We start from the raw sequence: 24,383 nt of genomic DNA on the forward strand, positions 1-24,383 counted from the left end.
ATGAAGATCCGCTCACAAATCGGCATGGTCCTGAACCTGGACAAATGCATCGGCTGCCACACCTGTTCGATCACCTGCAAGAACGTCTGGACCAGCCGCGAAGGCATGGAATACGCCTGGTTCAACAACGTCGAGACCAAGCCGGGTATCGGTTATCCCAAGGAGTGGGAAAACCAGGACAAGTGGAAGGGCGGCTGGATCCGTAACGCCGACGGCTCGATCAACCCGCGCATCGGTGGCAAGTTCCGGGTGCTGGCGAACATCTTCGCCAACCCCGACCTGCCGGGCCTGGACGACTATTACGAACCGTTCGACTTCGACTACCAGCATCTGCACACCGCACCGCTGGGCGAGCATCAGCCGGTCGCGCGACCGCGTTCGCTGGTGTCGGGCAAGCGCATGGAGAAAATCGAATGGGGCCCGAACTGGGAGGAAATCCTCGGCACCGAGTTTGCCAAGCGGCGCAAGGACAAGAACTTCGACCAGATCCAGGCGGACATCTACGGCGAGTACGAAAACACCTTCATGATGTACCTGCCGCGCCTGTGCGAGCACTGCCTCAATCCGGCGTGCGCGGCGTCCTGCCCGAGCGGCGCGATCTACAAGCGTGAAGAGGACGGCATCGTCCTGATCGACCAGGAAAAATGCCGTGGCTGGCGCATGTGCATCAGTGGCTGCCCGTACAAGAAGATCTACTTCAACTGGAAAAGCGGCAAGTCGGAAAAATGCATCTTCTGCTACCCGCGCATCGAAGCCGGGATGCCGACCGTCTGCGCGGAAACCTGCGTCGGTCGCATTCGCTACCTGGGTGTGCTGCTGTATGACGCCGACCGCATCAGCGAAGTGGCCAGCACCGCCAACGAGCATGACCTGTACGAGAAACAGCTGGAGATTTTCCTCGACCCGAACGACCCGGCGGTGATCCGCCAGGCCCTGGCCGACGGCGTGCCGCAGTCGGTGATCGACTCGGCGCAACGCTCGCCGGTCTACAAAATGGCCGTGGACTGGAAACTCGCACTGCCGTTGCACCCGGAATACCGCACCTTGCCGATGGTCTGGTACGTACCGCCGCTGTCGCCGATCCAGAACGCCGCCGCAGCCGGCACGGTGGGCATGAACGGCGTCCTGCCGGATGTCGACAGCCTGCGCATTCCCCTGCGCTACCTGGCGAACCTGCTGACCGCCGGCGATGAAAAACCGGTCAAGCGCGCCCTCAAGCGCCTGCTGGCGATGCGGGCCTACAAACGCTCCGAACAGGTCGATGGCGTACAAGACCTGCAAGTGCTGGCCGATGTCGGCCTGGATGTAAATCAGGTTGAAGAGATGTACCGCTACCTGGCCATCGCCAACTATGAAGACCGCTTCGTAGTGCCCAGCGCGCACCGCGAAGACGCCATGAGCGATGCGTTCGCCGAGCGTTCCGGTTGCGGCTTCAGCTTCGGCAGCGGTTGCAGCGGCAGCTCCGACACCAACATGTTCGGTGGCAAGAAGGCCAACCGGCGTGACGTGATCAAGACCGTGCAGTTGTGGGAGGAATGAGCATGCGCATTCTCAAGGTGATTTCGTTGCTGCTCGACTACCCGACCGAGACCCTGGTGGCCGGTCGTGACGAGTTGGAACAGGCGATTCTCCAGGCACGGGAAATCAGCCCGAACCAACGGGCGGGGTTGTTCGAACTGCTGGAGACGATTTGCGGCACGGACCTGATGGATGGCCAGGAGCATTACGGCGCGTTGTTCGGACGCGGGCGTTCGCTGTCGCTGCTGCTGTTCGAGCATGTCCATGGCGAGTCCCGCGACCGCGGCCAGGCCATGGTGGACATGATGGCCCAGTACGAAGAGGCGGGTTTTGCCATCGGCATCAAGGAGCTGCCTGATTATCTCCCGCTGTATCTGGAATTCCTCTCTACCCGCGAAGACCTGGAGGCCCGCGAGGGCCTGGCGGATGTCGCGCATCTGCTGGCCTTGCTCGCGGCACGCTTGGAGGAGCGTGAAAGCGTCTATGCCAGTTGTTTCCGGGCCTTGTTGCAGATCGCCGGGGCCGAACCCCAGGGCGCGGTCGCCGAACTGCGCGAGCAAGTGAAGGCCGAGCCACGGGACGATTCCCTCGAAGCCCTGGACCGGGTCTGGGAAGAAGAGGCGGTGGATTTCATGAAGGCCGAGCAGCAGGACCGTTGCAGCTCTATGCCAAGCGCGCCGGGCAAGGCCCGGGAAGAAAGTGCGGTGCCGTTGCACTGGGTGGATTTTCAGCATGAAGGGCGGGCCGCTGCGCCTGCCGGGGAGGTGGGCAATGTCTAAATGGGATCTGTTGTTGTTCGGGGTCTACCCCTATGTCGCCCTGGCGATTTGCCTGATCGGCAGTTGGGCACGGTTCGACTTGTCCCAGTACACCTGGAAGGCCGGCTCCAGCCAGATGCTCAGCAAGGGCGGCATGCGGGTAGCGAGCAACCTGTTCCACGTCGGCGTGCTGTTCGTGCTGGCCGGGCATTTCGTCGGTCTGCTGACGCCATCGGCGGTCTACCACCATGTGCTGAGCACCGAGCACAAGCAGTTGCTGGCAATGGTCTCCGGTGGCTTTTTCGGTGTGCTGGGCCTGGTCGGGTTGCTGATGTTGCTCAACCGGCGCCTGACCGATCCACGGGTTCGAGCCACCTCAAATACCTCCGACATCCTGGTGCTGGTGGTGCTGCTGGTGCAACTGGTGCTCGGCCTGATGACCATCGTTGCCTCGACCGCACACATGGATGGCTCGGTGATGGTGATGCTGGCCGACTGGGCCCAGAACACCGTGCTGCTGCGTCCAGTGGAAGCCGCGACCTCGATGGCGCCGGTAGGCCTGGTCTACAAGCTCCATGTGCTGTTGGGCCTGACGCTGTTCGTGCTGTTCCCGTTCACCCGTCTGGTGCACATCGTCAGTGCGCCGGTCTGGTACCTGGGTCGGCGTTATCAAATCGTTCGGCAGAAGTTCTGAGGAGACGACCATGACAAGTGGATGCGGATGTGGCGGCGGTAATGGCGGCGGTGGCGGTTGTGGTTCCTCGGCAAAGGCAGCTGCGATGGCCGATGTCGAAGCGCCCGGTGCGGTGCCGTTCGAACCGGTCCAGGCCGGGTCGGCGGTGCAGGAACAAGCACCTTCGCAGTTGATCGCCAGCAGTGAGCAGGAGTGGCCGATCATCAGCGTCAACGGCGTGTCGATCAGCCCGCAGGCAATGGCCCTGGAGCTGCAATACCATCCGGCCGAAAGTCGCGAGGAAGCGGTCTATCAGGCGGCACGGGCCTTGGTGATCCGTGAGTTGCTCCAGCAACGGATTGCCGAACTGGGCCTGGCGTTGCAGGTCGGTGCCGGTGAGAACGAAGAGGAAGCGGCGACGCGGCTGTTGCTCGAACGTGAAGTGCAGGTGCCGCAGTGTGACGAAGCGACCTGCCTGCGTTACTTCCAGAGCAACCGGGCGCGCTTTCACAGCGCCCCGCTGCTGGCGGTGCGGCATATCCTGCTCGAATGCGCGCCGGACGATGCCGAGGCCCGCAGCCTGGCCCACGTCCAGGCCGAGTTGCTGCTGGAGCGGCTGGACCAGTTTCCTGGCAGTTTCGCCGAGCTGGCACAGAAGTATTCGGCGTGTCCGTCCAAGGGGCAGGGTGGCTCTCTGGGGCAGATCAGCAAGGGCCAGACCGTGCCCGAACTGGAGCGCCAACTTTTCGGGTTGCCGGCGGGGCTGTGTGGCACGCCGCTGGAAAGTCGCTATGGCTGGCACGTGATCAGTGTCGACCAGCGCATCGACGGCCAGCCGCTGCCTTACGAGGCGGTGGCGACGGCGATCCGTACCCAATTGCAGCAAGGCGTCTGGCAGAAAGCACTGGTGCAGTACCTGCAAACCCTGATCGGTGCGGCGGACATCCGCGGCATTCATCTCCAGGGCGCTGACTCGCCGCTGGTGCAGTGAGCATCGGGTCCATCAGGGGGTATTCATGAACACGCTGTTGCAGGACGGATTTGGGCGCCAGATCGATTATCTGCGGATGTCGGTGACCGATCGTTGTGATTTTCGCTGTGTGTACTGCATGGCGAAAAACATGACCTTCCTGCCGCGCCAGCAAGTGTTGACCCTGGAGGAGTTGCAGCGCCTGGCGCGGTTGTTCGTCGGGCTGGGGGTAAAGAAGATTCGCCTGACCGGTGGCGAGCCGTTGATCCGCCCGGGCATTGTCGGGCTGTGCCGCGAGATCGCGGCATTGCCTGGCTTGCGGGAGTTGGTGATGACCAGCAACGGCTCGCAGCTCGGACGACTGGCCCGGCCTCTTGTCGATGCCGGGGTGAAGCGCATGAACATCAGCCTCGACAGCCTTGACGGAGCACGCTTTCGGGCAATCACTCGAAACGGCAACCTCGATCAGGTACTGGCCGGGATTGAATCGGCGACATCGGCGGGCTTCGAGCGGGTCAAGCTCAACTGCGTGGTGATGAAGGGGCGCAACTTCGACGAGGTGCCGGCGTTGGTGCAATACGCCATCGACCAGCGCATCGACATCAGCTTCATCGAGGAAATGCCCCTGGGGGAGGTCGGGCGTTCCCGGGGCGAGGCGTTCTGCTCCAGCGACGAAGTGCGGGCGGTGATCGCCAGCCACCACCGGCTGCTGGACAGCGCGGAAAATAGCGGCGGACCGGCGCGCTACGTGCGCCTGGAGCGTCACCCGCAGACTCGCATCGGCTTCATTTCGCCCAACACCCACAACTTCTGCGCCAGTTGCAACCGGGTGCGGATGACGGTGGAAGGGCGCTTGCTGCTGTGCCTCGGGCAAGAAGATTCCCTCGACCTGCGGAGTCTGTTGCGGCGCTATCCGCTGGATGATCAGCCGGTGGTCCACGCCGTGCAACAAGCCCTGCGCGGCAAACCCCTGCGTCATGACTTCAATCCTGGCGGGGAGGTGCAGATTGTGCGGTTCATGAACATGAGTGGGGGGTGAGCATCTTTCAACATTGATGCAAGCTGATCCGCCGTCATCGCGAGCAGGGCTCGCTCCCACAAGGGATCTTTGGTGTGGGCAAAATTTGCGGCCTTGCGCAAATCCCTGTGGGAGCGAGCCTGCTCGCGATGAGGGCCGCACCGTCACCATCACCCCAACAGACCCACCCCCAATTCTTGATATCGATCAATTGCAACCCATCCCTTTGGCCGTACTCTTCACTGCATATTGTGTTTAAAGAAACCTAAAGCCCTATATGTAGTGTCTGGAGCCAAAATGCAGAGCACATTGATCTCGATAGGCTGTAACCGTTTGCACAAGCGCGACGGCAGTGTGGTCGCCTTCGATGCGGACAAGATCCGCCAGGCATTGATTGCCGCCGGCAAGGCCACCGGTGAGTATGCCGAGGTCGAGGCCGAGCAATTGCTCAAAGCCGTGCTGGCCCGATTGGAAGGGCAGTCACGCTTGAACGTCGAACAGATCCAGGACCGGGTCGAACGGGTGCTGATGGACGCCGGTTACTTTCTCTCCATGCGCGCCTACATCGTCTACCGCGAGCAACACGGACGCCTGCGCCGAGACCGTCGCACCCTGGTGGAAGTCGCCACCTCGATGAACGAATACCTCGATCGTGAAGACTGGCGCGTGCAGGCCAACGCCAACCAGGGCTATTCCCTCGGTGGGCTGATCCTCAACGTATCGGGCAAGGTCACCGCCAACTACTGGCTCGACGAGGTCTACAGCCAGGCCATCGGCCAGGCGCATCGCGAGGCCGACCTGCATATCCACGATCTGGACATGCTCGCCGGCTACTGCGCCGGTTGGTCCCTGCGCACGCTGTTGCACGAAGGCCTCAACGGCGTGCCGGGACGGGTCGAGGCCGGGCCACCCAAGCACTTGAGCAGCGCCCTGGGACAGATGGTGAACTTCCTTGGCACCCTGCAGAACGAATGGGCCGGCGCCCAGGCTTTCAGCTCGTTCGACACCTACCTGGCCCCCTACGTGCGCAAGGACAACCTCAGCTACGACGAAGTCCGCCAGTCGTTGCAGGAATTCATCTATAACCTCAACGTTCCGTCGCGCTGGGGCACCCAGACGCCGTTCACCAATCTTACGTTCGACTGGGTCTGCCCGCAGGATCTGCGCGAACAGATCCCGGTGATCGGCGGTGAGGAGATGCCGTTTGCCTACGGTGACCTGCAAGCGGAAATGGAACTGCTCAACCGCGCCTACATCGAGGTGATGCAGGCCGGCGATGCGAAAGGGCGGGTGTTCACCTTTCCGATTCCGACCTACAACATTACCCACGACTTCCCGTGGGACAGCGAGAACGCCGACCGGCTGTTTGAAATGACCGCCCGTTATGGCTTGCCGTACTTCCAGAACTTCCTCAATTCGGACATGCAACCCAACCAGGTGCGATCAATGTGTTGCCGCCTGCAACTGGACGTGCGCGAGCTGCTCAAGCGCGGGGGCGGGTTGTTCGGCTCCGCGGAGCAGACCGGTTCCCTGGGCGTGGTGACGATCAACTGCGCCCGCCTGGGCTACCTGTACAAGGGCAACACCAGTGCGCTGCTGCAACGCCTGGACGCGCTGATGGAACTGGCGATGGAGAGCCTGGAGGTCAAGCGCAAGGTGATCCAGCATCACATGGACGCCGGCTTGTACCCCTATACCAAGCGCTACCTGGGCACCTTGCGTAATCATTTCTCCACCATCGGCGTGAATGGCTTGCACGAAATGCTGCGCAATTTCACCGACGACCAGCAGGGCCTGCACACCGAGCAGGGGCGTGAGTTCGCCCTGAAACTGCTCGACCATGTGCGGGCCACGCTCCTGCGTTTCCAGGAAGAAACCGGTCACCTCTACAACCTCGAAGCCACCCCCGCCGAAGGTACCACCTACCGCTTCGCCAAAGAGGACCTCAAGCGCTTCCCGGACATCTTGCAGGCGGGCAGCCCGGTTGCACCGTACTACACCAATTCGTCGCAACTGCCGGTGGGGTTCACCGACGACCCGTTCGAGGCCTTGGAGCTGCAAGACGAACTGCAGTGCAAATATACCGGCGGCACCGTGTTGCACCTGTACATGGCCGAGCAGATTTCCTCGACCCAGGCCTGCAAGCAACTGGTGCGCAAGGCGTTAGGGCGTTTTCGCTTACCGTACCTCACCGTGACGCCGACATTTTCCATCTGCCCGGTGCATGGCTACCTGGCCGGCGAACACGAATTCTGTCCGAAATGCGACGAAGCCTTGCTGCTGCAACAGCAGCTTGCCGGCAGCGTCCACTGATCCGATCCATCAACCGCAAGGAGCTTCACCCATGAGCGCAGCACAATCCCTTCCACAGGCACAGCGTCAACGTTGCGAAGTCTGGACACGAGTGATGGGCTATCACCGTCCGGTGGCGGCTTTCAATCCGGGCAAACAGTCCGAGCATCGCGAGCGGGTGCACTTCACTGAACGTGCGGCCGGGCGTCCATGAGTCGAGTGCTCCGGGTCGGGGGCCTGGTGCCCCTGACCACCCTCGATTACCCAGGCCAGTTGGCCTGCGTGCTGTTCTGCCAGGGCTGCGCCTGGCGGTGTCGTTATTGCCATAACCCGCAACTGATCCCGCCGCGCGGCAGCGAGGAGGTGGATTGGTGCCGGGTGCTGGCGTTTTTGCAACGCCGTCAGGATCTGCTCGATGCCGTGGTGTTCAGTGGCGGCGAGCCGACCTTGCAGGAAGGCCTGGCAGCGGCCATGGAGGAGGTGCGGCAGATGGGTTTTCGCATCGGGCTGCACAGTGCCGGGATTAAGCCGGCGGCCTTTGCCAAAGTGGTGGGGCTGGCGGACTGGGTGGGATTCGACATCAAGGCCTTGCCCGAGGATGCCCTGGAGGTGACCCGGGTCGAAGGCAGCGGTAGCGCCAATTGGCGCAGTCTCGACTATCTTCTCGACAGCGGCGTGGATTACGAATGCCGCACCACGGTGCATTGGCATCTGTTCGACCCTGATCGCCTGCTGACTCTGGCCCGACGCCTCAACGAGCGTGGCGTCAGGCGTTTCGCAGTGCAATTGGTGCGCACTGCGCGGATGCTTGATCCTCATCTTTCCAGTGTCTCGGCGCACAGCTTGCAACCCGAGCTGTGGGGCGAGTTGCGGGAGTTGTTTCCTTCGTTTGTGTTGCGCAGTTGAGCAGCGCGAATGATTGTGGGAGCCGGGAGTTCTCAGCATTCAACGTCCACCCCAAATCATTGTGGGAGCGAGCCTGCTCGCGATGGCGGTGTGTCAGCCAACATCAATGTAGCTGACCTGACGCCATCGCGGGCAGGTTCGCTCCCACAGCGCTTGGTTTTGAGTTGAGTGGCTCACCACCCCCAGAACTGCAACCACCAGCCATACCCGACCAGGCTGTTGGCTGATACCAGGCAGGCCATGGCGCAGAGGCGGCGGGCGGGGGCAGTCGATTCGAGGCGTTTGTAGCCCAGCCATAGACTCCAGGCCATGGCGGCTAGCAACAACCCGGCCCTGGCGGGCTGGACCCATTCAAGCAACAGGCCTTCGTAGCGCAGCAATTTGACCGTGGTGGCGGACAAACCGAGGAACAGTCCTGCTGCACCCAGGGGCGTCAGGGTGATCGCCAGTGTCCGGTCGTGCGCGGGATCGCCGGCGAGTTTCGCCGCCAGGCGCATCAACAGCATCAACACGCTGCCCAACAGCAACGCGCTGAGGCTCAAGTAGGCGAGGATGCAAAGCCCATCGAGCCAGCTGAAGCTGTCGTTGAGCTGGGGATAGTGGGTCAGCAGCCACCAGGGCGCGTTATCCTCCAAGGCCCAGCTCTGGTCGTGTGCCACCAGCCATTGCGCCAGGGCTTGCTTGAGGGCGATGAACCAGGGGCTGACGGTCCACTGAAAGGCGCCCATGGGCAGGCCGATGACACCGAACAGCAGTAAGCGGATATCCCAGGGCGACAGCGTGTCGGCCGTTGCATCGAGAATTTCCTCACTGCTGGAGCGGGCGATCAGGCGCACCGCATCGCGCTGGCCGCTGCAACGCCCACAGGCGTGGCAATCGGCGGCGCCGCGCAGACGCCGGATGTCCAGCAAGGGAGCGCAGTTGGGTGGCGGGCGACGCGGCGCGGGATTTTCCAGCCAGCGCTGTTCGTCGACTCGAAAGTGCACCGGTGCCAGGCGCGCGAGCAGGGCGAACACGCCGCTGACCGGACACAGGTAGCGGCACCAGACCCGCTTGCCCCGGGCGAACAACAGGCCGACCAACACCGCCGCGACGGTCGAGCCCCCCAGGATCAACAGCGCCGCCTGGGCGTAGTCGTACACGCTGATCAACTGCCCATAAACCGTGGTCAGGCAGAACGCCACGGTCGGCCAGCCAGCCCAGCGCAAGGCGCGCGGCATTCCCAGGCCCTTGCCATACTGGCTGGCCCATTCGCTCAAGGCGCCTTCCGGGCAGAGTACGCCGCACCAGAGCCGTCCGAACAGCACGATCGACAGCAACACGAACGGCCACCACAGCCCCCAGAACAGAAACTGCGCCAGCAGTGTCAGGTTGTCGAACAGCCTCGCCTGGCTGTCCGGTAATGGCGAAAGTGCCGGCACCACCAGCAGTACCGCGTAGAACAGCACCACCAGCCACTGTATCCGGCGAATAGCTCCACCGTGGCGCCGCATACCGTCGCCCAGGCGCTGGAGCCAGGGGTTCAGGTCGGGCATGGCAGGTTTTCCGGCTTGCGTGGCCGCAGCCAACCCGCGACCACGCCCCAATAGCCCAGCCATACCAGCAGGGTCAACGCACTGGGGCTGGCGCGATAACCGGCGAAATCCGCCAGAAACCCGCCGAACCCATGGCCGTCGTCCAGTACTGCGCTGCTGTCCCACAACGCATCGCCGATGCCGCGATACACCGCCTCGGGCCAATCCATCGCCAGCAATTGCCCGGCGACCCGCTCGATGCCGCTGACCAGCAGGGCCGCCCCCAACAGCAGCAGGATCGCTTCGCTGATGGCGAAGAAACGCGGCCAGGAAATGAACCGGCGACTGCTGTGCAGTGCCGACACAGTCAGCAGCGACAGCACCAGCCCGGCCACCGCGCCCACGGCGAACAGGCCCAGCTGCGGCCCTTGCAGACGAGCACCGGCGCCATACAGGAAGACCACGGTTTCGCTGCCTTCGCGACTGACCGCCAGCAGCGCCAGCACCAACAATCCCAGACCGCCCTGGCGGCTCAGGCGATGGTCGGCGTGGCGGGTCAGATCGTGTTTGAGTGTGCGCGCATGGCGATGCATCCAGCCGACCATCTGCACGATCAGCAGACTGGCGAGCAATGCCAATGCTGCCTGGAACCATTCATTGGCCGCGCCGCTCATGGCTTCGCCCGCCAACAGAATCAGCCCGGCCAGCACGCCTGAAAGCAACAGCCCCAATGCCGCGCCCAGCCAAACGTAGCGCACCAACTGGCTGGCTTGCCGCTGGCGGCTGACCCAGGCCTGGAGAATGCCGATTACCAACAATGCCTCGACGCTTTCGCGCCAGACAATGAACATCGATTGAGTCATGCAAACGCCTCCTGCTGGCGATTACCGGGCGAGGATGCCGCCCTCGGGCAACTGCGGATTGAATTCATCGAAAAACGGGTAGTGCCCGGGCCGCAGCGGATGGATGACCACGAAGGTCGTGACGCCGGGGGACAGCACTTTCTCCACCCGTAGCGGCGTGCTCTCGAATTCCGCCGGGCCTTGGCCGACATTCTTCAGCACGATTTTGAAGCGCTGGCCGGCCGGGACTTCCAGCAAGGCCGGGGTGAAATGCCCGTCGCGGATGCTCAGTTCATAAGTGGGCAGTTGGGCATGGGCGATGCAGGGCACCACCAGGCCGGCGAGCATCCACCGGGCCAGGCGTCGGTGGCTCGCGATGTGCCTTACGCCAGTTGCGTAACTCATACTCAGTACCCGCCTTTTTTACCGATCCCGGCATAGACGAACTCGTAGTGCAATTCACATCGTTCGAACCAGGGGGCGACGCCGGTCTCTTTGTCGGTATGCCGACCGAGGGACGCATGCCCGCCGGGCGGCAACACAGTGAAGGTCAGCTGGTATTTGCCGGGGCCGAGCAGTTTGACGTTGTCGCCATAATGCGGACCGTCATTGGCGACCATGGCGTGGAAGTCACCCTTGAGTTCGGTATCGTTGCCGTGTTTTTTCAGCAGGAACGACACGTTGAGGTAGGGCACGAAACTGCCTTCCTGGAAGCCCTGCCTGTTGTCTGCCGTGGCGCGGATGTCGGCTTCCAGATGCACATCGGAATCGGCCGTGGGGCGCATCATGCCGGCCGGTGCCATTTCAATCGGTTGCAGATACACCGCGCCGACTTCCAGGCCGGGACACAGTTGCGGTTCGCCGATGGGATATTCCTTGGCCTGGGCCAGCGGCGCGAGAAACAGCAGGGCGAGAGACAGGGGAGCAAGGGTGCGCATGATGACTTCCTGGGCTGGCAAAAAAGATGGCCGAGTCTAGGAAGCTTTGCTGCGAATAATAATGATTATTGTCAATTTTCAGAGTGATTGTGCAAAGACGGTACAAGGCGATTCTTGATCGATATCAAGGCAAGCCCGGGGCTGGCGCGGTAGGGTACAGGTACACCCATCTGTCAGCGGGGTTCTCATGGCCAAGCCGTTTCCTCTCAGCCCCAAGCATCCCGAGCGCATCTGCTGGGGCTGCGACCGCTATTGCGCAGCCAGCGCCCTGGCGTGCGGCAACGGCGCCGATCGAACGATGCATCCGGCGGAGATGATCGGGGAGGATTGGTATCTGCATGGGGATTGGGGGCTGGAGCTGACGGACGTCACGGACCCGTCCGTGGATCAAAGTGCCAATCTGAAGGAGTAGCCAAACCCGTGGCGAGGGAGCTTGCTCCCGCTGGGCTGCGCAGCAGCCCTGAAAGCTTGCGGTCGCTGCGCACTGGTGCGCCAGCCCGGCCGAGCGGGAGCAAGCTCCCTCGCCACGGTGAACAAGACAGCCCTACAACTTCGGCAACTGCCCGACCCGGCCCATCATCTCGGTCACGATCTGCAAGTCCAGCAGGAACTGCTCCACCGTCTTGAACTCGTTGTCGTTATGCCCGGTGTATTTGACGTCGGGCATTGCCAGGCCGAATTGCACGCCGTTGGGCAGGTCATGCACCGAGGTGGCTCCAGCGGAGGTGCCGTATTTGTGCTCCATCCCGAGGTTTTCGGTGGCGACGGCCAATAATGCCTTGACCCATTCGCCTTCAGGGTTGCGGTACATCGGCTCGTCGAGGGAGTAGTCGAAGGCCACGGCCACCTTGGATTTTTTGCTCCAGGCCGCCAGCTTGTCGGCGATTTCAGTCTTCAGCGCTTCGGTGGTCTTGCCCACCGGTACTCGCAGGTTGACCGCCAGCTTGAAGGTCTTCTCGTCCATCCCGACATAGGTCAGGGACGCAGTGAGCGGGCCCATGAAATCGTCGGAGAAACCGATCCCCAGCTTTTTACCCAAGTAGTCCAGGCCCCAGTTGTCGGCGGCGTAGCGGGCGGCGTCGGTGATGTGGTTGTGCTTGAGCGCGACCTTGCCGTCGAGGCCGTTGATGAACACCAGCATGCGCGCCACCGGATTGACCCCGGACTCGGGCTCGGAGGAGTGCGCCGAAACGCCGGTGAAGGTCAGCTGGACGTCCTTGCCGACCACCTGGGTGGCCACCTGGAAGTCACCGCCGTTGTCCTTGGCATATTCGCTGCCGGCCTTGAGCAGTGCCGCGGCCAGTTCGGCCGGCTTGTCGCTGGCGAAGGTCGCCACCGAGGTCGACGGAATCTGGTTGGTCGCCAGGCCGCCGGTCAGCCCGGTGATTTCTGCGCCCTTGCCCTGTGCGGGGCGCCGGGCAAAGTTCGCCATGACCGTGCCGTAGCCTTTTTCGGCGATCACCACCGGGTAGCCGCCGTCCAGCGCCAGGTTGTAGTTGGGCGTCGGGTTGCGTTCGAAGTAATAAGGGATGGCGTCACCGCTGGTTTCTTCAGTGGTGTCGATCAGCAGCTTGAAATGACGCGCCAGCGGCAGGTTTTCTTCCTTGATGATCTTCATCGCGTACAACGCCACCACGATGCCGTTCTTGTCGTCCTCGGTGCCACGGCCATACATGCGGTCGCCCACCAGGGTGACCTTGAACGGATCGAGGCGGGTGCCGTCCTTCAATACCCAGTTTTCCGGCGTCACCGGCACCACGTCGGCATGGGCGTGGATGCCCACCACTTCGTCACCGCTGCCTTCGAGGGAAATCTCGTAGACGCGGTTGTCGACATTGCGGAAGTTCAGGTTGAAGGCTTTGGCCAGGCCCTGGATCTTGTCGGCGATCTTCAGGAACTCGGGGTTCTCGTGCTGGGCGACACCTTCCTTGCGAAAGGTCGGGATGGCGACCAGCTCCTTCAGGGTTTCGGTGGCCGCGTTGCCATACTTCACCCGCGCGTAGAGGCCGAGCAGGCGATGGATTTCATTCTGCTGTTCGGCGGTCAGGGTTTGGTTGCCGAGGAACCCATCGATGGCCGGGGCGAGGTTGGCGGTTTTTGCCACGTCGCTCTTGCCGACGCTTGCCAGGAACTGACGGAAGTCCGTTACGGAGTTGTCGGAAAAGGTCTTGACGATGGCGGCGTTCTGTTGCGCGGTGATATTGGCGAAGGCGGGCGTGGTGATCGCGGCGAGGCTGGACAGCATCAGGGTGGACAGGGCCAGGTGCTTGAACGAAAAGTCCATTGCGGGGCATTCCTTTGCAGAAGGTTGGAAGTGAGCGTCTGTTCGACGAAACAATCACTTACAACCTAACACCGTGAGGAGGCCTGTACAAAAACAAATGTGGCTGCGGTCGCGGCCGAGTCATGCAAACCCTCTATTGGGGTAAATGCTGTCCACTGAGTTTTACCCAGTCCCAGTGGCGGGGGAGCTTGCTCCCGCTTGGCCGGGCTGGCGCACCAGGGCGTAGCGCCCACAAAAAAAGGGGCCGCTACGCGACCCAGCGGGAGCAAGCTCCCTCGCCACAGGTCAGGTGATCGCCTCAGGATTTTTGCTTGCAGCGGCTTAATGCGGTGCGCGAGGAATGGTCTTGAGCAGATCCTCAGGGCTGATATAACCCACCACCGGCTCCGCCGTACTGCCCGGCAGCGGCAGATCCAGGATGTGGCCCTTGATCTTGCCCACCACATGCATTTCGCAAGGCTTGCAGTCGAACTTCAACGTCAGGACCTCATCGCCGTGGATCAGCTGCATCGGCGCGACCTTGGTGCGCACGCCGGTGACGCCCTTGGCCTGTTTGGGGCAGAGGTTGAAGGAGAAGCGCAGGCAGTGCTTGGTGATCATCACCGGCACCTCGCCGGTTTCCTCATGGGCCTCGAACGCCGCGTCGATCAGCTTGACCCCGTGGCGATGGTAGAAGTCGCGGGCCTTCTGGTTGTAGACGTTGGCCAGGAACGACAGGTGCGACTCCGGGTACACCGGTGGCGGGCTGGTCTCGGCCTTGCGCCCGCCCCGTGGATGAGCCGCGACGCGGGCAGCGGTCAGCGCTTCGATGACTTCGCGGCGCAATGCCTTGAGCTGCGAGTTGGGAATGAAGAACGCCTGGGGCGCATCCAGCTCGACGTTCGTGGCGTGGTATTCGGTGGTACCCAGCTGGCCGAGCAGGTCGCGCAGTTGCTCCAGGGCTTGTTCGGGCTTGTTGGCGAGGCCGAACGGCCCGTCCAGGGTGACGCTGGCGCTGATGCCTTCCTCGCTGGTGGCGGTCAGTTCCAGGCGTTCTTCGCGCAAGCGAGCGGTCCAGGCCAGGCCGACCCGGCGCTCCGAGGAAGTCTTGAGCAGCGCTTGCTGCCAGTTGTGGTCCAGGTTGCGGCTCAACGGATGGTTCGGGCGCAACTGGTACATGCCCGCCGGCATCTCGTTGGGCTCGACACGGTAGCGGTAGCGCTTCTGGCCGTCTTCCTCGAACTCGCCCTTGGGCTCGGCGATGTTGGCCCTAAAGCCCACGACTTCACGCTTGACCAGCACATTGAGGCCGTCGCCGTTGGACAGCGGATCGAAGGTCACCACCTGCAGGTCGCGCTTGCCGACTTTCTCCACCACACCCACTGGCACGCCGGTAAAGGTAGGCGAATCGAAGGCACCGATGTCGATCTTGCGCTCGCTGACGAAGTAATCGGTGCTGCCGCGGTGGAAAGTCTTTTCCGGGTCCGGCACGAAGAAATGCGCGGTGCGGCCGCTGGAGGCACGGGCCAGGTCCGGGCGGTCTTCGAGGACGGCGTCCAGGCGCTGACGGTAATAGGCCGTGATGTTCTTCACATAGCCCATGTCCTTATAGCGCCCTTCGATCTTGAACGAGCGCACGCCGGCTTCCACCAGGGCGCGGATGTTGGCGCTCTGGTTGTTGTCTTTCATCGACAACAGGTGTTTTTCGTAGGCCACCACGCGGCCCTGGTCATCCTTGAGGGTGTAGGGCAGGCGACAGGCCTGGGAGCAATCGCCGCGGTTGGCGCTGCGGCCGTTCTGGGCGTGGGAAATGTTGCACTGGCCGGAAAACGCCACGCACAGCGCGCCATGGATGAAGAACTCGATGGCCGCTTCGGTTTCGTCGGCGATGGCGCGGATTTCCGCAAGGTTCAGCTCGCGGGCCAGAACCAGTTGCGAGAAGCCGGCCTGGTCGAGGAATTTGGCTCGTGCCAGGGTGCGGATGTCGGTCTGGGTGCTGGCGTGCAGCTCTATCGGCGGGATGTCCAGTTCCATCACCCCCAAGTCCTGGACGATCAAGGCGTCGACACCGGCATCGTACAGTTGGTGGATCAGTTGGCGGGCCGGCTCCAGCTCGTTGTCGTGCAGGATGGTGTTGATCGTGGTGAAGACGCGGGCGTGGTAGCGATGGGCGAACTCCACCAGCCGGGCAATATCGCTCACCTCGTTGCAGGCGTTGTGTCGTGCGCCGAAACTCGGGCCCCCGATGTACACGGCGTCGGCGCCATGCAGGATGGCCTCGCGGGCAATGGTCACGTCGCGGGCGGGGCTGAGCAGTTCCAGGTGATGTTTGGGCAAGGACATTGGTTTTTTAGTCAGGCTGGTCACGGTCGAAGCGCGCATTGTAGCCGCCAGGCGCCCGACAGGCACCTGCAGACTTGGTTTTGCGCGCTGCGGACCGATGCACGGCGACTATTGCGGCGTCAGTCCGGCGCTGCACCAACGGTTTCGGCCGGTGTTCTTGGCCAGGTACAAGAAGGCGTCGGCGGCCTTGATCAGCATCGCCGGCGTGACCTCTTCGGCGGCCGGCTGGCTGGTGGTGATGCCCGCGCTGGCAGTGACCATGCCCAATGGATGGTCGGCGTGCTCGATGTTCAGGGCACGGACGGATTCCAGGATCTGCTGCGCGACCTGGGCCGCCCCGGAGTTATCCGTGTTGGGCAGCAACACGGTGAATTCTTCACCGCCGTACCTGACCGCCAGATCTCCCGGGCGCTTGATCGTCTGCTGGATCGCCCCTGCGATCGCCCGAAGGCATTCATCCCCCGCAGCGTGACCGTATCTGTCGTTGTAGCGCTTGAAGTAGTCGACATCGAGCATGATCAATGCAAGAGAAGAACCCTGGCGCCTGGCCAGGCGAATCTGATCGGCCAGGGCAATGTCCAACCGGCGGCGGTTGCCCAGGCCGGTCAGGCTGTCGGTCAGGGCCATATCGCGCATGGTCTCGTGGGCGCTGCGGATCTGCTTCTCCATGGTCATCCGGTAGCGCAGCTGGCTCAGGACAATGAGCCCGAAACCGACGAGTATGGTGATCAGGAACACCAGCACGATGCCGGTCTTGAGCAGGTCGCGACGCCAGGGCGCGATAATCGATTCGCGAGACAGGCCGGCTTCCACCACCAGTGGGTAGGTGGTCAGGGCCCGGTAGCCGTACAGGCGTTCGGTGTCGTCGATCACCGCCCTGGCCTCGGCGACGCCCTGGTTCGAGGTGGGCAGGAAATTCTTGAAGATCACACTGTTGAGCAGGCTCTTGCCCACCACCGAGGCCACGAACGGCCGGCGCACCAGGATGGTCCCGCTGCGTGTGGCGAGGACCAGGGCGCCCTTGTCGTCGATCTTGAAGTCGCCGTAGTAGTCGACGAAATAGCTGACCTTGACCGTGCCCAGCATGACGCCGGCGAACGAGCCGTCGGGATTGTTCAGGCGCCGGGAGATCGGAATGATCAGGTCGTTGGTGGAGCGGCTTCTGATCACCTCGCCGATCCGCACGTTGCGATCCTCGTGGGTTCGGTGGTACTGGAAGTAGTCGCGGTCGGCGTTGTTCGCCATTTCCGGGGTCACTTCCTTGTCAGTGACCACCCATTCACCGTCGGGACCGTAGATAAACAACCCGTGCAACTGCGGCATGATGGCCGATTGCTGCACCAGCAGTTTGTGAATGCGCGGGATGTCCATGTTGCGCAGGCCATCGCCTTCCACGCGCTCGCTGAGGGCCGCGGTCACCACGTCTACCTGGCGAATGGTATCTTCGGCGTGCTGCGCCGTCGCCCGCGCCAGGTTGGTCACCGAATCGCGGGCCGAGGCGAAGGCAGCACGGTAATCGCGCCAGGTCCGCCAGCCTTCGACGGCCAGGAAGGCGATGACCACCACCAGCATGAAGCTCACCGTCAGCCGCAGCGCCGCTCCAGTGCGCACAGCCTGGGGGGAGAAGGCTTCATCGGAGCTTTGCAGCATGGGCTCCGGCCGTTTGCGTCCAAGCATTTACATTTCCTTTACGACTGTTCTGTCTGCGCACTAATGGGTGCGCAGCTTATCTTATTCAAACCTGGCGCAATATTCCGTGGGAGAGAACGCTCTCCGGTCGCGGATCCGGTCGGCCCTAGTGATTGACCAAGGAGACTACATGAAAGTTGGCGTTATTTCCGATACTCACGGTTTGCTGCGCCCGCAAGCGCTTGCGGCGCTTGAAGGCTGTGAGCGGATCATCCACGCCGGTGACATCGGCAGCCCGGATATCCTCGATCAGCTTGCGGCCGTTGCCCCGCTGTCTGTGGTGGTCGGCAACAATGATGCAGGAGCCGATTGGGCCGCGTCCGTGGCCGAGCACCTGCGATTCGAGCTCTGTGGCTGGCCCGTGCTGCTGGTGCACGACATCGCGGATGTGCCGGCGCTGCTCGACCCGAGCGTGAAGGTGGTGATTACCGGACATTCGCATCAGCCGAAAATCGAATGGCGCGAGGAGCGGCTCTATCTGAATCCCGGCAGCGCCGGACGTCGCCGGTTCAAGCTGCCGGTGACGCTGGCGTTGCTGGAGGTGAATGCGGCAGGGATCGAACCGCGGATTGTGTCGTTACTGGACTGAAATTAGCCATAGTCAAGTCGAACAGGAGAGGGCAGGCACGCCGTGGCTGCTGTCGGCGACCGTCGGCTGGTGACGCTTGCGGTGCATAGGGGCAGGCAAAAAAAACGCCCGCCGAAATGACAGTGGTGGGCGTCCGGGAAAAGCCGGCTCAGAAAGGAGAAGACTGGCCGGGATGGAGCGTGCAGATCAGGCGACCGGGATCGAGGGGTCGGCCGCTGCCAGGGCTGTCGCACGATCGGCGGCGGGCGGGTAGATCCACACCGAGTTGATCTGGGACTTGAGCTCCTTGGCTTCCTGTCCCACCAGCTTGAGCTGGCGATCCCAGCCTTCGGTGTACACCGCGCCCCAGGCGCCCAGGTCCAGGCACGTCACATACTTGGGCTGGCTGTAGGCGGTCGGTGCCACGCCCAGCAGGTCGGCGGCCACGTTGTTGCCGGCGTAGCGTCCGAGGGCAATGGCGTGTTGGCAGGACATGGCGGCGAAGTTGCCCAAGGTATCGGTGGCGGCATAAGCCACGTCACCGGCGGCGAAGATGTCGTTCTGGCCCAATACCCTGAGATTGCCGTCCACATGCAAGCGGCCCTGACGATCCCGAGTGCCGAGCACTTGCTGGGTCAGCGGGCTGGCTTGGAAACCGACGGTCCAGATCACCGTGTTCGATTCGATGCGCTGACCGTCCGAGAGCGTGACGCCGCCGGCATCCACCGAATCGACCGAGGCGTTGAGAATCCACTCGATCCCCAGGTGATCGGACGCTTCGATAAGCGACGGACGAATACCTTCGCCCAGCGAGGCGCCGATTTGCGGGCCGCGATCGACCACGATGACCCGGATGTTGGCGTTCTCGCCCAGCACGGCGCGCAAGCGGGCGGGCATTTCAGTGGCGGTTTCGATTCCGGTGAAGCCGCCGCCGGCCACCACCACGGTGTTGCGGGCCGGGCTGTCGGGCAGGTTCTTCAGGGATTTGATATGCGTCTCGAGACGCGTTGCCTGTTCGATTTCGTCGACATCGAAGGTGTGCTCGCTTATGCCGTTGAGCGCCGGGCGCATCAGTTGGCTGCCAGCGGCGAGGACCAGGCGATCGTAGCTCAACGTACCCCGGGCGCCGGAGGCGTCGTGGTAGCCGACTTGCTTAGACGTTGTGTCGATACTGTCTGCAAAACCTTGGACGAACTGGATGCCCACGACGTCGAACAATGCGTCCAGCGACGCCTTCATGGTGTGGACGTCCGGCTCGTAGAAGCGCGGGCGTATGCGCAACTCCGCCTGCGGGGCGAGGACACTGATCTGTATGTCATTGCGCTCGTGCCGGTCCAGCAGGCGGGCCGCGCTCAATGCGCTCCAGACGCCACCGAAGCCGGCGCCAACAACCAGAATATGCTGTTTCATGATGAGCTCCCGAAGACAAGAATCGATACGTTGAATTGTTCAACTGTTTCAGCGTGACCGTGTTGCGAAGTGCCGAAAAAGTGCGGCGCATCAGCCGATCCAGTTTCGGTTCGCTAGGGACGATGGTATTCGCGGCCCTGCGATCCGACACTTCTACATAAGGTCAGTGGCGACATGTCTGGGTATTAACGCGCTATACGAAGGTGTTAGAGCCGGGGGCGGCGGACGCCGATCCGGCGCATGAGGTCGCTGGGTAGGGCCTTATCGCGAGCAGGCTCGCTCCCACAATGGGGGATTGTTCGCGGGACACGTACGCGCCGCCCGAGCATCGGCAGGTGTCCAGGAGCGTGGCCCGACACCTGCATTTGTGCTTCTTGGTGAATGGTCAGCGCGGGCCGTGCCCGGCATGGTCCTACACCACCGCTGCCGAGTTGCGCTCACGCAGCTCCTGCAACCGATCGGCGCCGCCCTCGGCCACACGGTTTTCGATCAGTCGGTCGGAGCCGCCCTCGGCGACGCGGTTCTCGATCAGTCGGTCGGAGCCGCCTTCGGCCACACGGTTTTCGATCAGTCGGTCGGAGCCGCCCTCGGCGACGCGGTTTTCGATCAGCCGGTCGGAGCCGCCCTCGGCGACGCGGTTCTCGATCAGTCGGTCGGAGCCGCCTTCGGCCACACGGTTTTCGATCAGTCGATCGGAGCCGCCTTCGGCCAACTGCTGTTCAAGCTGGTTCTGGGTCAAGGCCGTCACGACCTTCGCAGAAGCGATGCTGGACAGGCCGATGCCGCCAACCAATGCCAGGGCGATTGCCAGGGAAGACAGTTTCGAGATGTTGGACATGATGATTCTCCTTGCGTTAATTGAGTGGCCGGCGCCAGCGCTTGGCTCGCTGCTGTCCGGTGTGCACAGTTAAACGCCCGGGTGTATCGGTGATGTGTGCCGCAAGGGCCTGAAATCAATGTTTCGTATCAATTCGCAGTTGTTATACAGAGCGATACAAATGCCTGGATCAATGAGGCCGTCTGTGGGAGCGAGCCTGCTCGCGATAGCGTCAGGTCAGTCGCATTGATGCCGGCTGAAGCCCCGCTATCGCGAGCAGGCTCGCTCCCACAGGTGTCATTGCATCAGCAAGCAGTCACTGAGCCGCAGGCACCGCCAGCCACTGCGCAATCACCTTCTGGTAACTGCCATTGGCCTTGCTCAAGTGCAGCCACTGGTCGACGTACATTTTCCAGGTATGGTCGTCACGGGGCAGCAGGTAGGCCTTCTCACCGTATTGCAGGTAGTGGGTGGGGTTGACGGCGCACAGGCCTGGCTTGAGTTTCTGCTGGTAGAGCGCTTCCGACGCATCGGTGATCATGACGTCGGCTTTCTTGTCCAGCAGTTCCTGGAAGATGGTCACGTTGTCATGGAAGGCCAGCTGGCCCTTGGGCAGGAAGGCCCGCACGAAGGCTTCGTTGGTGCCGCCGGCCGGTTCTACCAGGCGCACCGAAGGCTGGTTGATCTGCTCGATGGTCTGGTAGCGCGCCTGGTCCTCACAGCGCACCAGCGGGATCTTGCCGTCCACGTCAAGGGTGTTGCTGAAATATGCTTTCTTCTGACGCTCCAGGGTCACCGAAACCCCGCCCATGCCGATGTCGCATTTTTTCCGCGAGCATGTCCGGCATCAAGGTTTTCCAGGTGGTCTGCACCCATTGCACCTTGACGCCGAGACTGGTCGCCAGCGAGCGGGCCATGTCGATGTCGATCCCTTCGTACTCTCCGGTATCGGTCTTGTAGGTGTAGGGCTTGTAGTCGCCGGTGGTGCACACCCGCAGCTCGCCGCGTTGCAGCACCTGGTCCAGGTGCGAGGCCGCAGGCTCGGCCAAGGCGCTGCCGCAGAGCGCCATCAGGCCGAAGATCGTCATTGTGCTTGTTGTTTTTTTCATGGCGTGGACGGCTCGCGAGCAAAGGAGGGGAGCGGGGCAGTGTAGTAAAACGCGGCGGGGGCTGTCACCGGAGCATCGCGAGGTACGCGACCCTGTGGCGAGGGAGCTTGCTCCCGCTCGATTGCGCAGCAATCGTCAGAGCCCTGGGCCGCTACGCAGCCCAGCGGGAGCAAGCTCCCTCGCCACAAAGGCCGTGGCCGGCCTGGGCTAACGAGAAATCAGCCCATGGTCGATCGCGTATTTCGCCAGCGCCGCCGGCTTATCGATGTTGAGCTTGCGGCGAATACTCAGGCGGTGGGTTTCGACGGTGCGCACGCTGATGTCCAGCTCGCGGGCCATTTCCTTGTTGTTCAGTCCCTGGACCATCTTGGCCAGCACCTGGCTCTCGCGGGGTGTCAGTTCGTTATCGCTGGTGGTGTCGCTGGCCAGGCGCTGGGCGATTTCGGCGCTGTAGAAGGTGCCGCCGCCGATGATGGCCTCGATGGCCGCGATGATTTCCCGCGACGGGGCGTTCTTCAGGACGTAGCCACTGGCGCCGGAGCGCACCGACTCGCTCACGTATTCGTGATTGTCGTACATGCTCAGGATCAGGATCTTGAGGCTGGGGTATTGCTTACCCAGCAGCCGGGTCAGTTCCAGACCGTTCATGTCCTTGAGGCTGATGTCCATCAGCAGCAGGTCCGGCTGGCAGCGCCCGACCATGTCGATCGCTTGCGCACCGCTCTCGGCTTCGCCTACCACGTCCAGTTGCGGCATCACGGACAACAGGGCCCTGATGCCGTCGCGGACCAGGGAGTGGTCGTCGACCAGTGCGACGCGGATCACGGCAGGCAGGTTCATCGGCAGGTACTCGTATTGGGTGGGCGGGGCATCAACTTTGCGTCGCAGACATGTTCATCGGCAGCAGAATGTCCAGTTCGCTGCGTCCCGGTACCGAGCTTACTTCCAGCCTACCGCCGAAATGCTCGACCCGTTCGCGGATATTGCGCAGGCCAATGCCGCTATGGCCGCGTTCGACCTGCGGGACGTTGAACCCCATGCCGTCATCCACCACGGTCAGGCGCAGGGACTGGGCGGAGCCGAACAGGGTGATGCCAACGCTTTTCGCCCCGGCATGCCGTTCGATGTTGGTCAGCGCCTCCTGGGCAATGCGAAACAGCGAGACCGGCGCGCCATTCTCCAGGCGACAATCGAACTCGTTGCTGCGGTAGGACACTTCGAGTCCGCTACGCTGCTGGAACTCGCTGGCGAGCTGGCCGATGGCAGCGGGCAGGCCCAGGGTGTCGAGCAGGGAAGAGCGCAGGTCGTGGGAAATGCTGCGGATCTCGCCGATGGCTTCGCCCAGTCGGTCCGTGGCGTTCTTCAGGATCCCCAGGCCGTTCTCCTGACCATTTTCAAGGACGTGGCTGGCGAGTTCGAACTGGAATTTTATCGACACCAGCAACTGGCTGATGCCGTCGTGAAGCTCGCGAGACACCCGCGAGCGCTCTTCTTCCTGCAAGCTGACAATGCGCTGGTTCAAGCGCTGGAGTTTCTTGTCGGCCAGGCGATGTTCGCTGACGTTGAGGGTCATGCCGCCGGCGAACACCAGCAGCACCGCCACCAGGGCGACGGCGGCAATCGCCAACATGGTGGTGTGGATGCCCTGGGCCACTTCGTCGCGAGCTTGTTGGGTGGCGCGTTCGACATCCTCCAGGTAAATCCCGGTGCCGAGCATCCAGCCCCATCGCTCCAGCATCACCACATAGGCCAGTTTGTCGGTAACCTGGCCGGAGGAGGGCTTGTTCCAGGCATAGCGCTGGAAACCTTCGCCGGACTCGGCGCTTTTGATCAGGGCCTGGATGACCGGCAAGCCATGGGGATCCTTCATATCCCAGAGGTACTGGCCCACCAGTTCCGACTGGCGCGCGTGCATCAGGCTGCGACCCTGGCGGTCGTACACGAAGAAATAACCGTTGATGCCGAAGCTGAGCTTGCGCAGTTCTTCCAATACCTGCTGCTGCGCCCGCTCGTCACCCTTACCATCGTTATACAGCGGGGCGATCAGGCTCTGCGCCATCTCGACATAGTTCTTCAACTCGGCGCGCTTGCTCGCCAGGATGCTGTCTTCGATCAATTGCGCTTGCTGATCCCCCAATTGGCGGTTGAGGGAAATCACCAACGCGCAGATCACCGCGATCGCCAGGACCAGGGGCAGGATCCCCAGGGCGACGATTTTGTGTTTGAGCAACATGGGTACTCCTGTCCGGACTCGCGGGGGAGAGGTCGATGCTTGGCATCATATGTCAAACCGGCCGCCGGATAGGAGAGGGAAACCTGTGGGGACAGACACTGAATCTGTAGACGCCCATTAACCCCTGTGGGAGCGAGCTTGCTCGCGATGGCGTCCGATCAGTCGCCGCTGATGTTGACGGACAGGGCCTCATCGCGAGCAAGCTCGCTCCCACAGGGGAGTCCGCACCGGGCATCTACGTAGTACTACGGATTTATTTATTGACGGCTTGCAGGGATATTGGGCCGGCTCCGAATAGCCGGGGCACACTATAAAAACAATCGCCGCAATCCACTGGATATCGGCAGGAGACATGCAATGACAACCCGTCTGGTTAAACACCTCGCCTGGTTTGCCGTGGCTGTTCTGGGAGCCTGTGCGTTGAGTGTCGTGGCCCTGCGCCGCGGCGAAGCCATCAACGCTCTCTGGATCGTCGTCGCAGCCGTGGCCATCTACCTGGTCGCCTACCGCTACTACAGCCTG

General features: G+C 62.5%; 21 protein-coding genes and 1 pseudogene. 10 read left to right on the plus strand and 12 right to left on the minus strand.

The genetic code is table 11. The features are described 5' to 3' along the window. The 8 genes from narH (at position 1) to ACLEJR_RS21710 (ending at position 8,135) form a co-directional block, all read left to right on the plus strand. A complete protein-coding gene (narH, locus tag ACLEJR_RS21675) occupies positions 1 to 1,539 on the plus strand; it encodes a nitrate reductase subunit beta (RefSeq protein ID WP_440793137.1) in 1,539 nt (512 codons plus the stop codon). A gap of 2 nt (positions 1,540 to 1,541) precedes the next feature. Then, positions 1,542 to 2,297, plus strand: coding sequence for a nitrate reductase molybdenum cofactor assembly chaperone (narJ, locus tag ACLEJR_RS21680; protein WP_440816386.1), 756 nt, complete (start codon positions 1,542 to 1,544; stop codon positions 2,295 to 2,297). Continuing rightward, complete coding sequence (gene narI, locus ACLEJR_RS21685; protein WP_440793133.1) at positions 2,290 to 2,970, plus strand: respiratory nitrate reductase subunit gamma; 681 nt, start codon at positions 2,290 to 2,292, stop codon at positions 2,968 to 2,970. Before narJ ends, narI begins: the two co-directional genes overlap by 8 nt. 10 nt (positions 2,971 to 2,980) lie before the next feature. Beyond that, complete coding sequence (locus ACLEJR_RS21690; RefSeq protein WP_440816389.1) at positions 2,981 to 3,940, plus strand: peptidylprolyl isomerase; 960 nt, start codon at positions 2,981 to 2,983, stop codon at positions 3,938 to 3,940. 25 nt (positions 3,941 to 3,965) lie between these two features. Then, positions 3,966 to 4,958, plus strand: coding sequence for a GTP 3',8-cyclase MoaA (moaA, locus tag ACLEJR_RS21695; protein ID WP_440793129.1), 993 nt, complete (start codon positions 3,966 to 3,968; stop codon positions 4,956 to 4,958). Between the two features lie 276 nt (positions 4,959 to 5,234). Further along, the gene (locus tag ACLEJR_RS21700; RefSeq protein WP_440816392.1) at positions 5,235 to 7,250 is read left to right on the plus strand and encodes a ribonucleoside triphosphate reductase; all 2,016 of its coding nucleotides are present in this window, start codon (positions 5,235 to 5,237) and stop codon (positions 7,248 to 7,250) included. Between the two features lie 31 nt (positions 7,251 to 7,281). Next, entirely contained in the window at positions 7,282 to 7,443 is a 162-nt protein-coding gene (nrdD, locus tag ACLEJR_RS21705) for an anaerobic ribonucleoside-triphosphate reductase (RefSeq protein ID WP_280639811.1), read from the plus strand. Next, positions 7,440 to 8,135 carry an anaerobic ribonucleoside-triphosphate reductase activating protein gene (locus tag ACLEJR_RS21710; RefSeq protein WP_440816394.1) on the plus strand — a complete coding sequence of 232 codons (696 nt, stop codon included), beginning with the start codon at positions 7,440 to 7,442 and terminating at the stop codon, positions 8,133 to 8,135. Before nrdD ends, ACLEJR_RS21710 begins: the two co-directional genes overlap by 4 nt. A 173-nt stretch (positions 8,136 to 8,308) precedes the next feature. Here the strand turns inward: ACLEJR_RS21710 and ACLEJR_RS21715 are convergent, their stop codons facing one another. From ACLEJR_RS21715 to ACLEJR_RS21730, 4 genes are read right to left on the minus strand one after another with little or no spacing between them, the layout of a single operon-like run. Beyond that, a complete protein-coding gene (locus ACLEJR_RS21715; protein WP_440816397.1) occupies positions 8,309 to 9,670 on the minus strand; it encodes a 4Fe-4S binding protein in 1,362 nt (453 codons plus the stop codon). Then, positions 9,658 to 10,512: an FTR1 family iron permease gene (locus ACLEJR_RS21720; protein WP_440816400.1), complete on the minus strand. Its 855-nt coding sequence runs from the start codon at positions 10,510 to 10,512 to the stop codon at positions 9,658 to 9,660. The genes ACLEJR_RS21715 and ACLEJR_RS21720 overlap by 13 nt, the downstream gene beginning before the upstream one ends. A 21-nt stretch (positions 10,513 to 10,533) precedes the next feature. Next, positions 10,534 to 10,839, minus strand: coding sequence for a cupredoxin domain-containing protein (locus ACLEJR_RS21725; protein WP_440793538.1), 306 nt, complete (start codon positions 10,837 to 10,839; stop codon positions 10,534 to 10,536). Positions 10,840 to 10,898: 59 nt separating this feature from the next. Then, a complete protein-coding gene (locus tag ACLEJR_RS21730) occupies positions 10,899 to 11,429 on the minus strand; it encodes an iron transporter (protein ID WP_440793118.1) in 531 nt (176 codons plus the stop codon). Positions 11,430 to 11,616: 187 nt separating this feature from the next. Here ACLEJR_RS21730 and ACLEJR_RS21735 point away from each other — a divergent pair, with 187 nt between their 5' ends. After that, entirely contained in the window at positions 11,617 to 11,841 is a 225-nt protein-coding gene (locus ACLEJR_RS21735) for a DUF3079 domain-containing protein (RefSeq protein ID WP_440816403.1), read from the plus strand. 132 nt (positions 11,842 to 11,973) lie between these two features. On the opposite strand, the gene ACLEJR_RS21740 is transcribed toward ACLEJR_RS21735, so the two are convergent. From ACLEJR_RS21740 to ACLEJR_RS21750, 3 genes are all read right to left on the minus strand, one after another. After that, complete coding sequence (locus ACLEJR_RS21740) at positions 11,974 to 13,713, minus strand: dipeptidase (protein WP_440816405.1); 1,740 nt, start codon at positions 13,711 to 13,713, stop codon at positions 11,974 to 11,976. Between the two features lie 321 nt (positions 13,714 to 14,034). After that, the gene (locus ACLEJR_RS21745) at positions 14,035 to 16,035 is read right to left on the minus strand and encodes a peptidase U32 family protein (protein ID WP_440816424.1); all 2,001 of its coding nucleotides are present in this window, start codon (positions 16,033 to 16,035) and stop codon (positions 14,035 to 14,037) included. 108 nt (positions 16,036 to 16,143) lie between these two features. Beyond that, positions 16,144 to 17,712, minus strand: a complete 1,569-nt coding sequence (locus ACLEJR_RS21750; RefSeq protein ID WP_440816408.1) for a sensor domain-containing diguanylate cyclase — start codon at positions 17,710 to 17,712, stop codon at positions 16,144 to 16,146. Between the two features lie 142 nt (positions 17,713 to 17,854). Between ACLEJR_RS21750 and ACLEJR_RS21755 the strand changes: the two genes are divergently transcribed. After that, positions 17,855 to 18,313 carry a metallophosphoesterase family protein gene (locus ACLEJR_RS21755; protein WP_440816411.1) on the plus strand — a complete coding sequence of 153 codons (459 nt, stop codon included), beginning with the start codon at positions 17,855 to 17,857 and terminating at the stop codon, positions 18,311 to 18,313. Positions 18,314 to 18,499: 186 nt separating this feature from the next. On the opposite strand, the gene ACLEJR_RS21760 is transcribed toward ACLEJR_RS21755, so the two are convergent. The 5 genes and pseudogenes from ACLEJR_RS21760 to ACLEJR_RS21780 all read right to left on the minus strand — a co-directional run bounded on the left by ACLEJR_RS21760 (position 18,500) and on the right by ACLEJR_RS21780 (position 23,861). Beyond that, positions 18,500 to 19,702 carry an NAD(P)/FAD-dependent oxidoreductase gene (locus tag ACLEJR_RS21760; RefSeq protein ID WP_440816414.1) on the minus strand — a complete coding sequence of 401 codons (1,203 nt, stop codon included), beginning with the start codon at positions 19,700 to 19,702 and terminating at the stop codon, positions 18,500 to 18,502. A gap of 412 nt (positions 19,703 to 20,114) precedes the next feature. Beyond that, complete coding sequence (locus ACLEJR_RS21765; RefSeq protein WP_440816417.1) at positions 20,115 to 20,540, minus strand: hypothetical protein; 426 nt, start codon at positions 20,538 to 20,540, stop codon at positions 20,115 to 20,117. Positions 20,541 to 20,835: 295 nt separating this feature from the next. Next, a pseudogene (locus ACLEJR_RS21770) lies at positions 20,836 to 21,628 on the minus strand (transporter substrate-binding domain-containing protein). Positions 21,629 to 21,835: 207 nt separating this feature from the next. Continuing rightward, complete coding sequence (locus ACLEJR_RS21775; RefSeq protein ID WP_440793102.1) at positions 21,836 to 22,468, minus strand: response regulator; 633 nt, start codon at positions 22,466 to 22,468, stop codon at positions 21,836 to 21,838. Between the two features lie 31 nt (positions 22,469 to 22,499). Then, complete coding sequence (locus ACLEJR_RS21780) at positions 22,500 to 23,861, minus strand: cache domain-containing protein (protein ID WP_440816419.1); 1,362 nt, start codon at positions 23,859 to 23,861, stop codon at positions 22,500 to 22,502. Positions 23,862 to 24,383 lie beyond the last annotated feature (522 nt).

Source organism: Pseudomonas sp. SMN5 (assembly GCF_052041925.1).
Taxonomy (GTDB): domain Bacteria; phylum Pseudomonadota; class Gammaproteobacteria; order Pseudomonadales; family Pseudomonadaceae; genus Aquipseudomonas.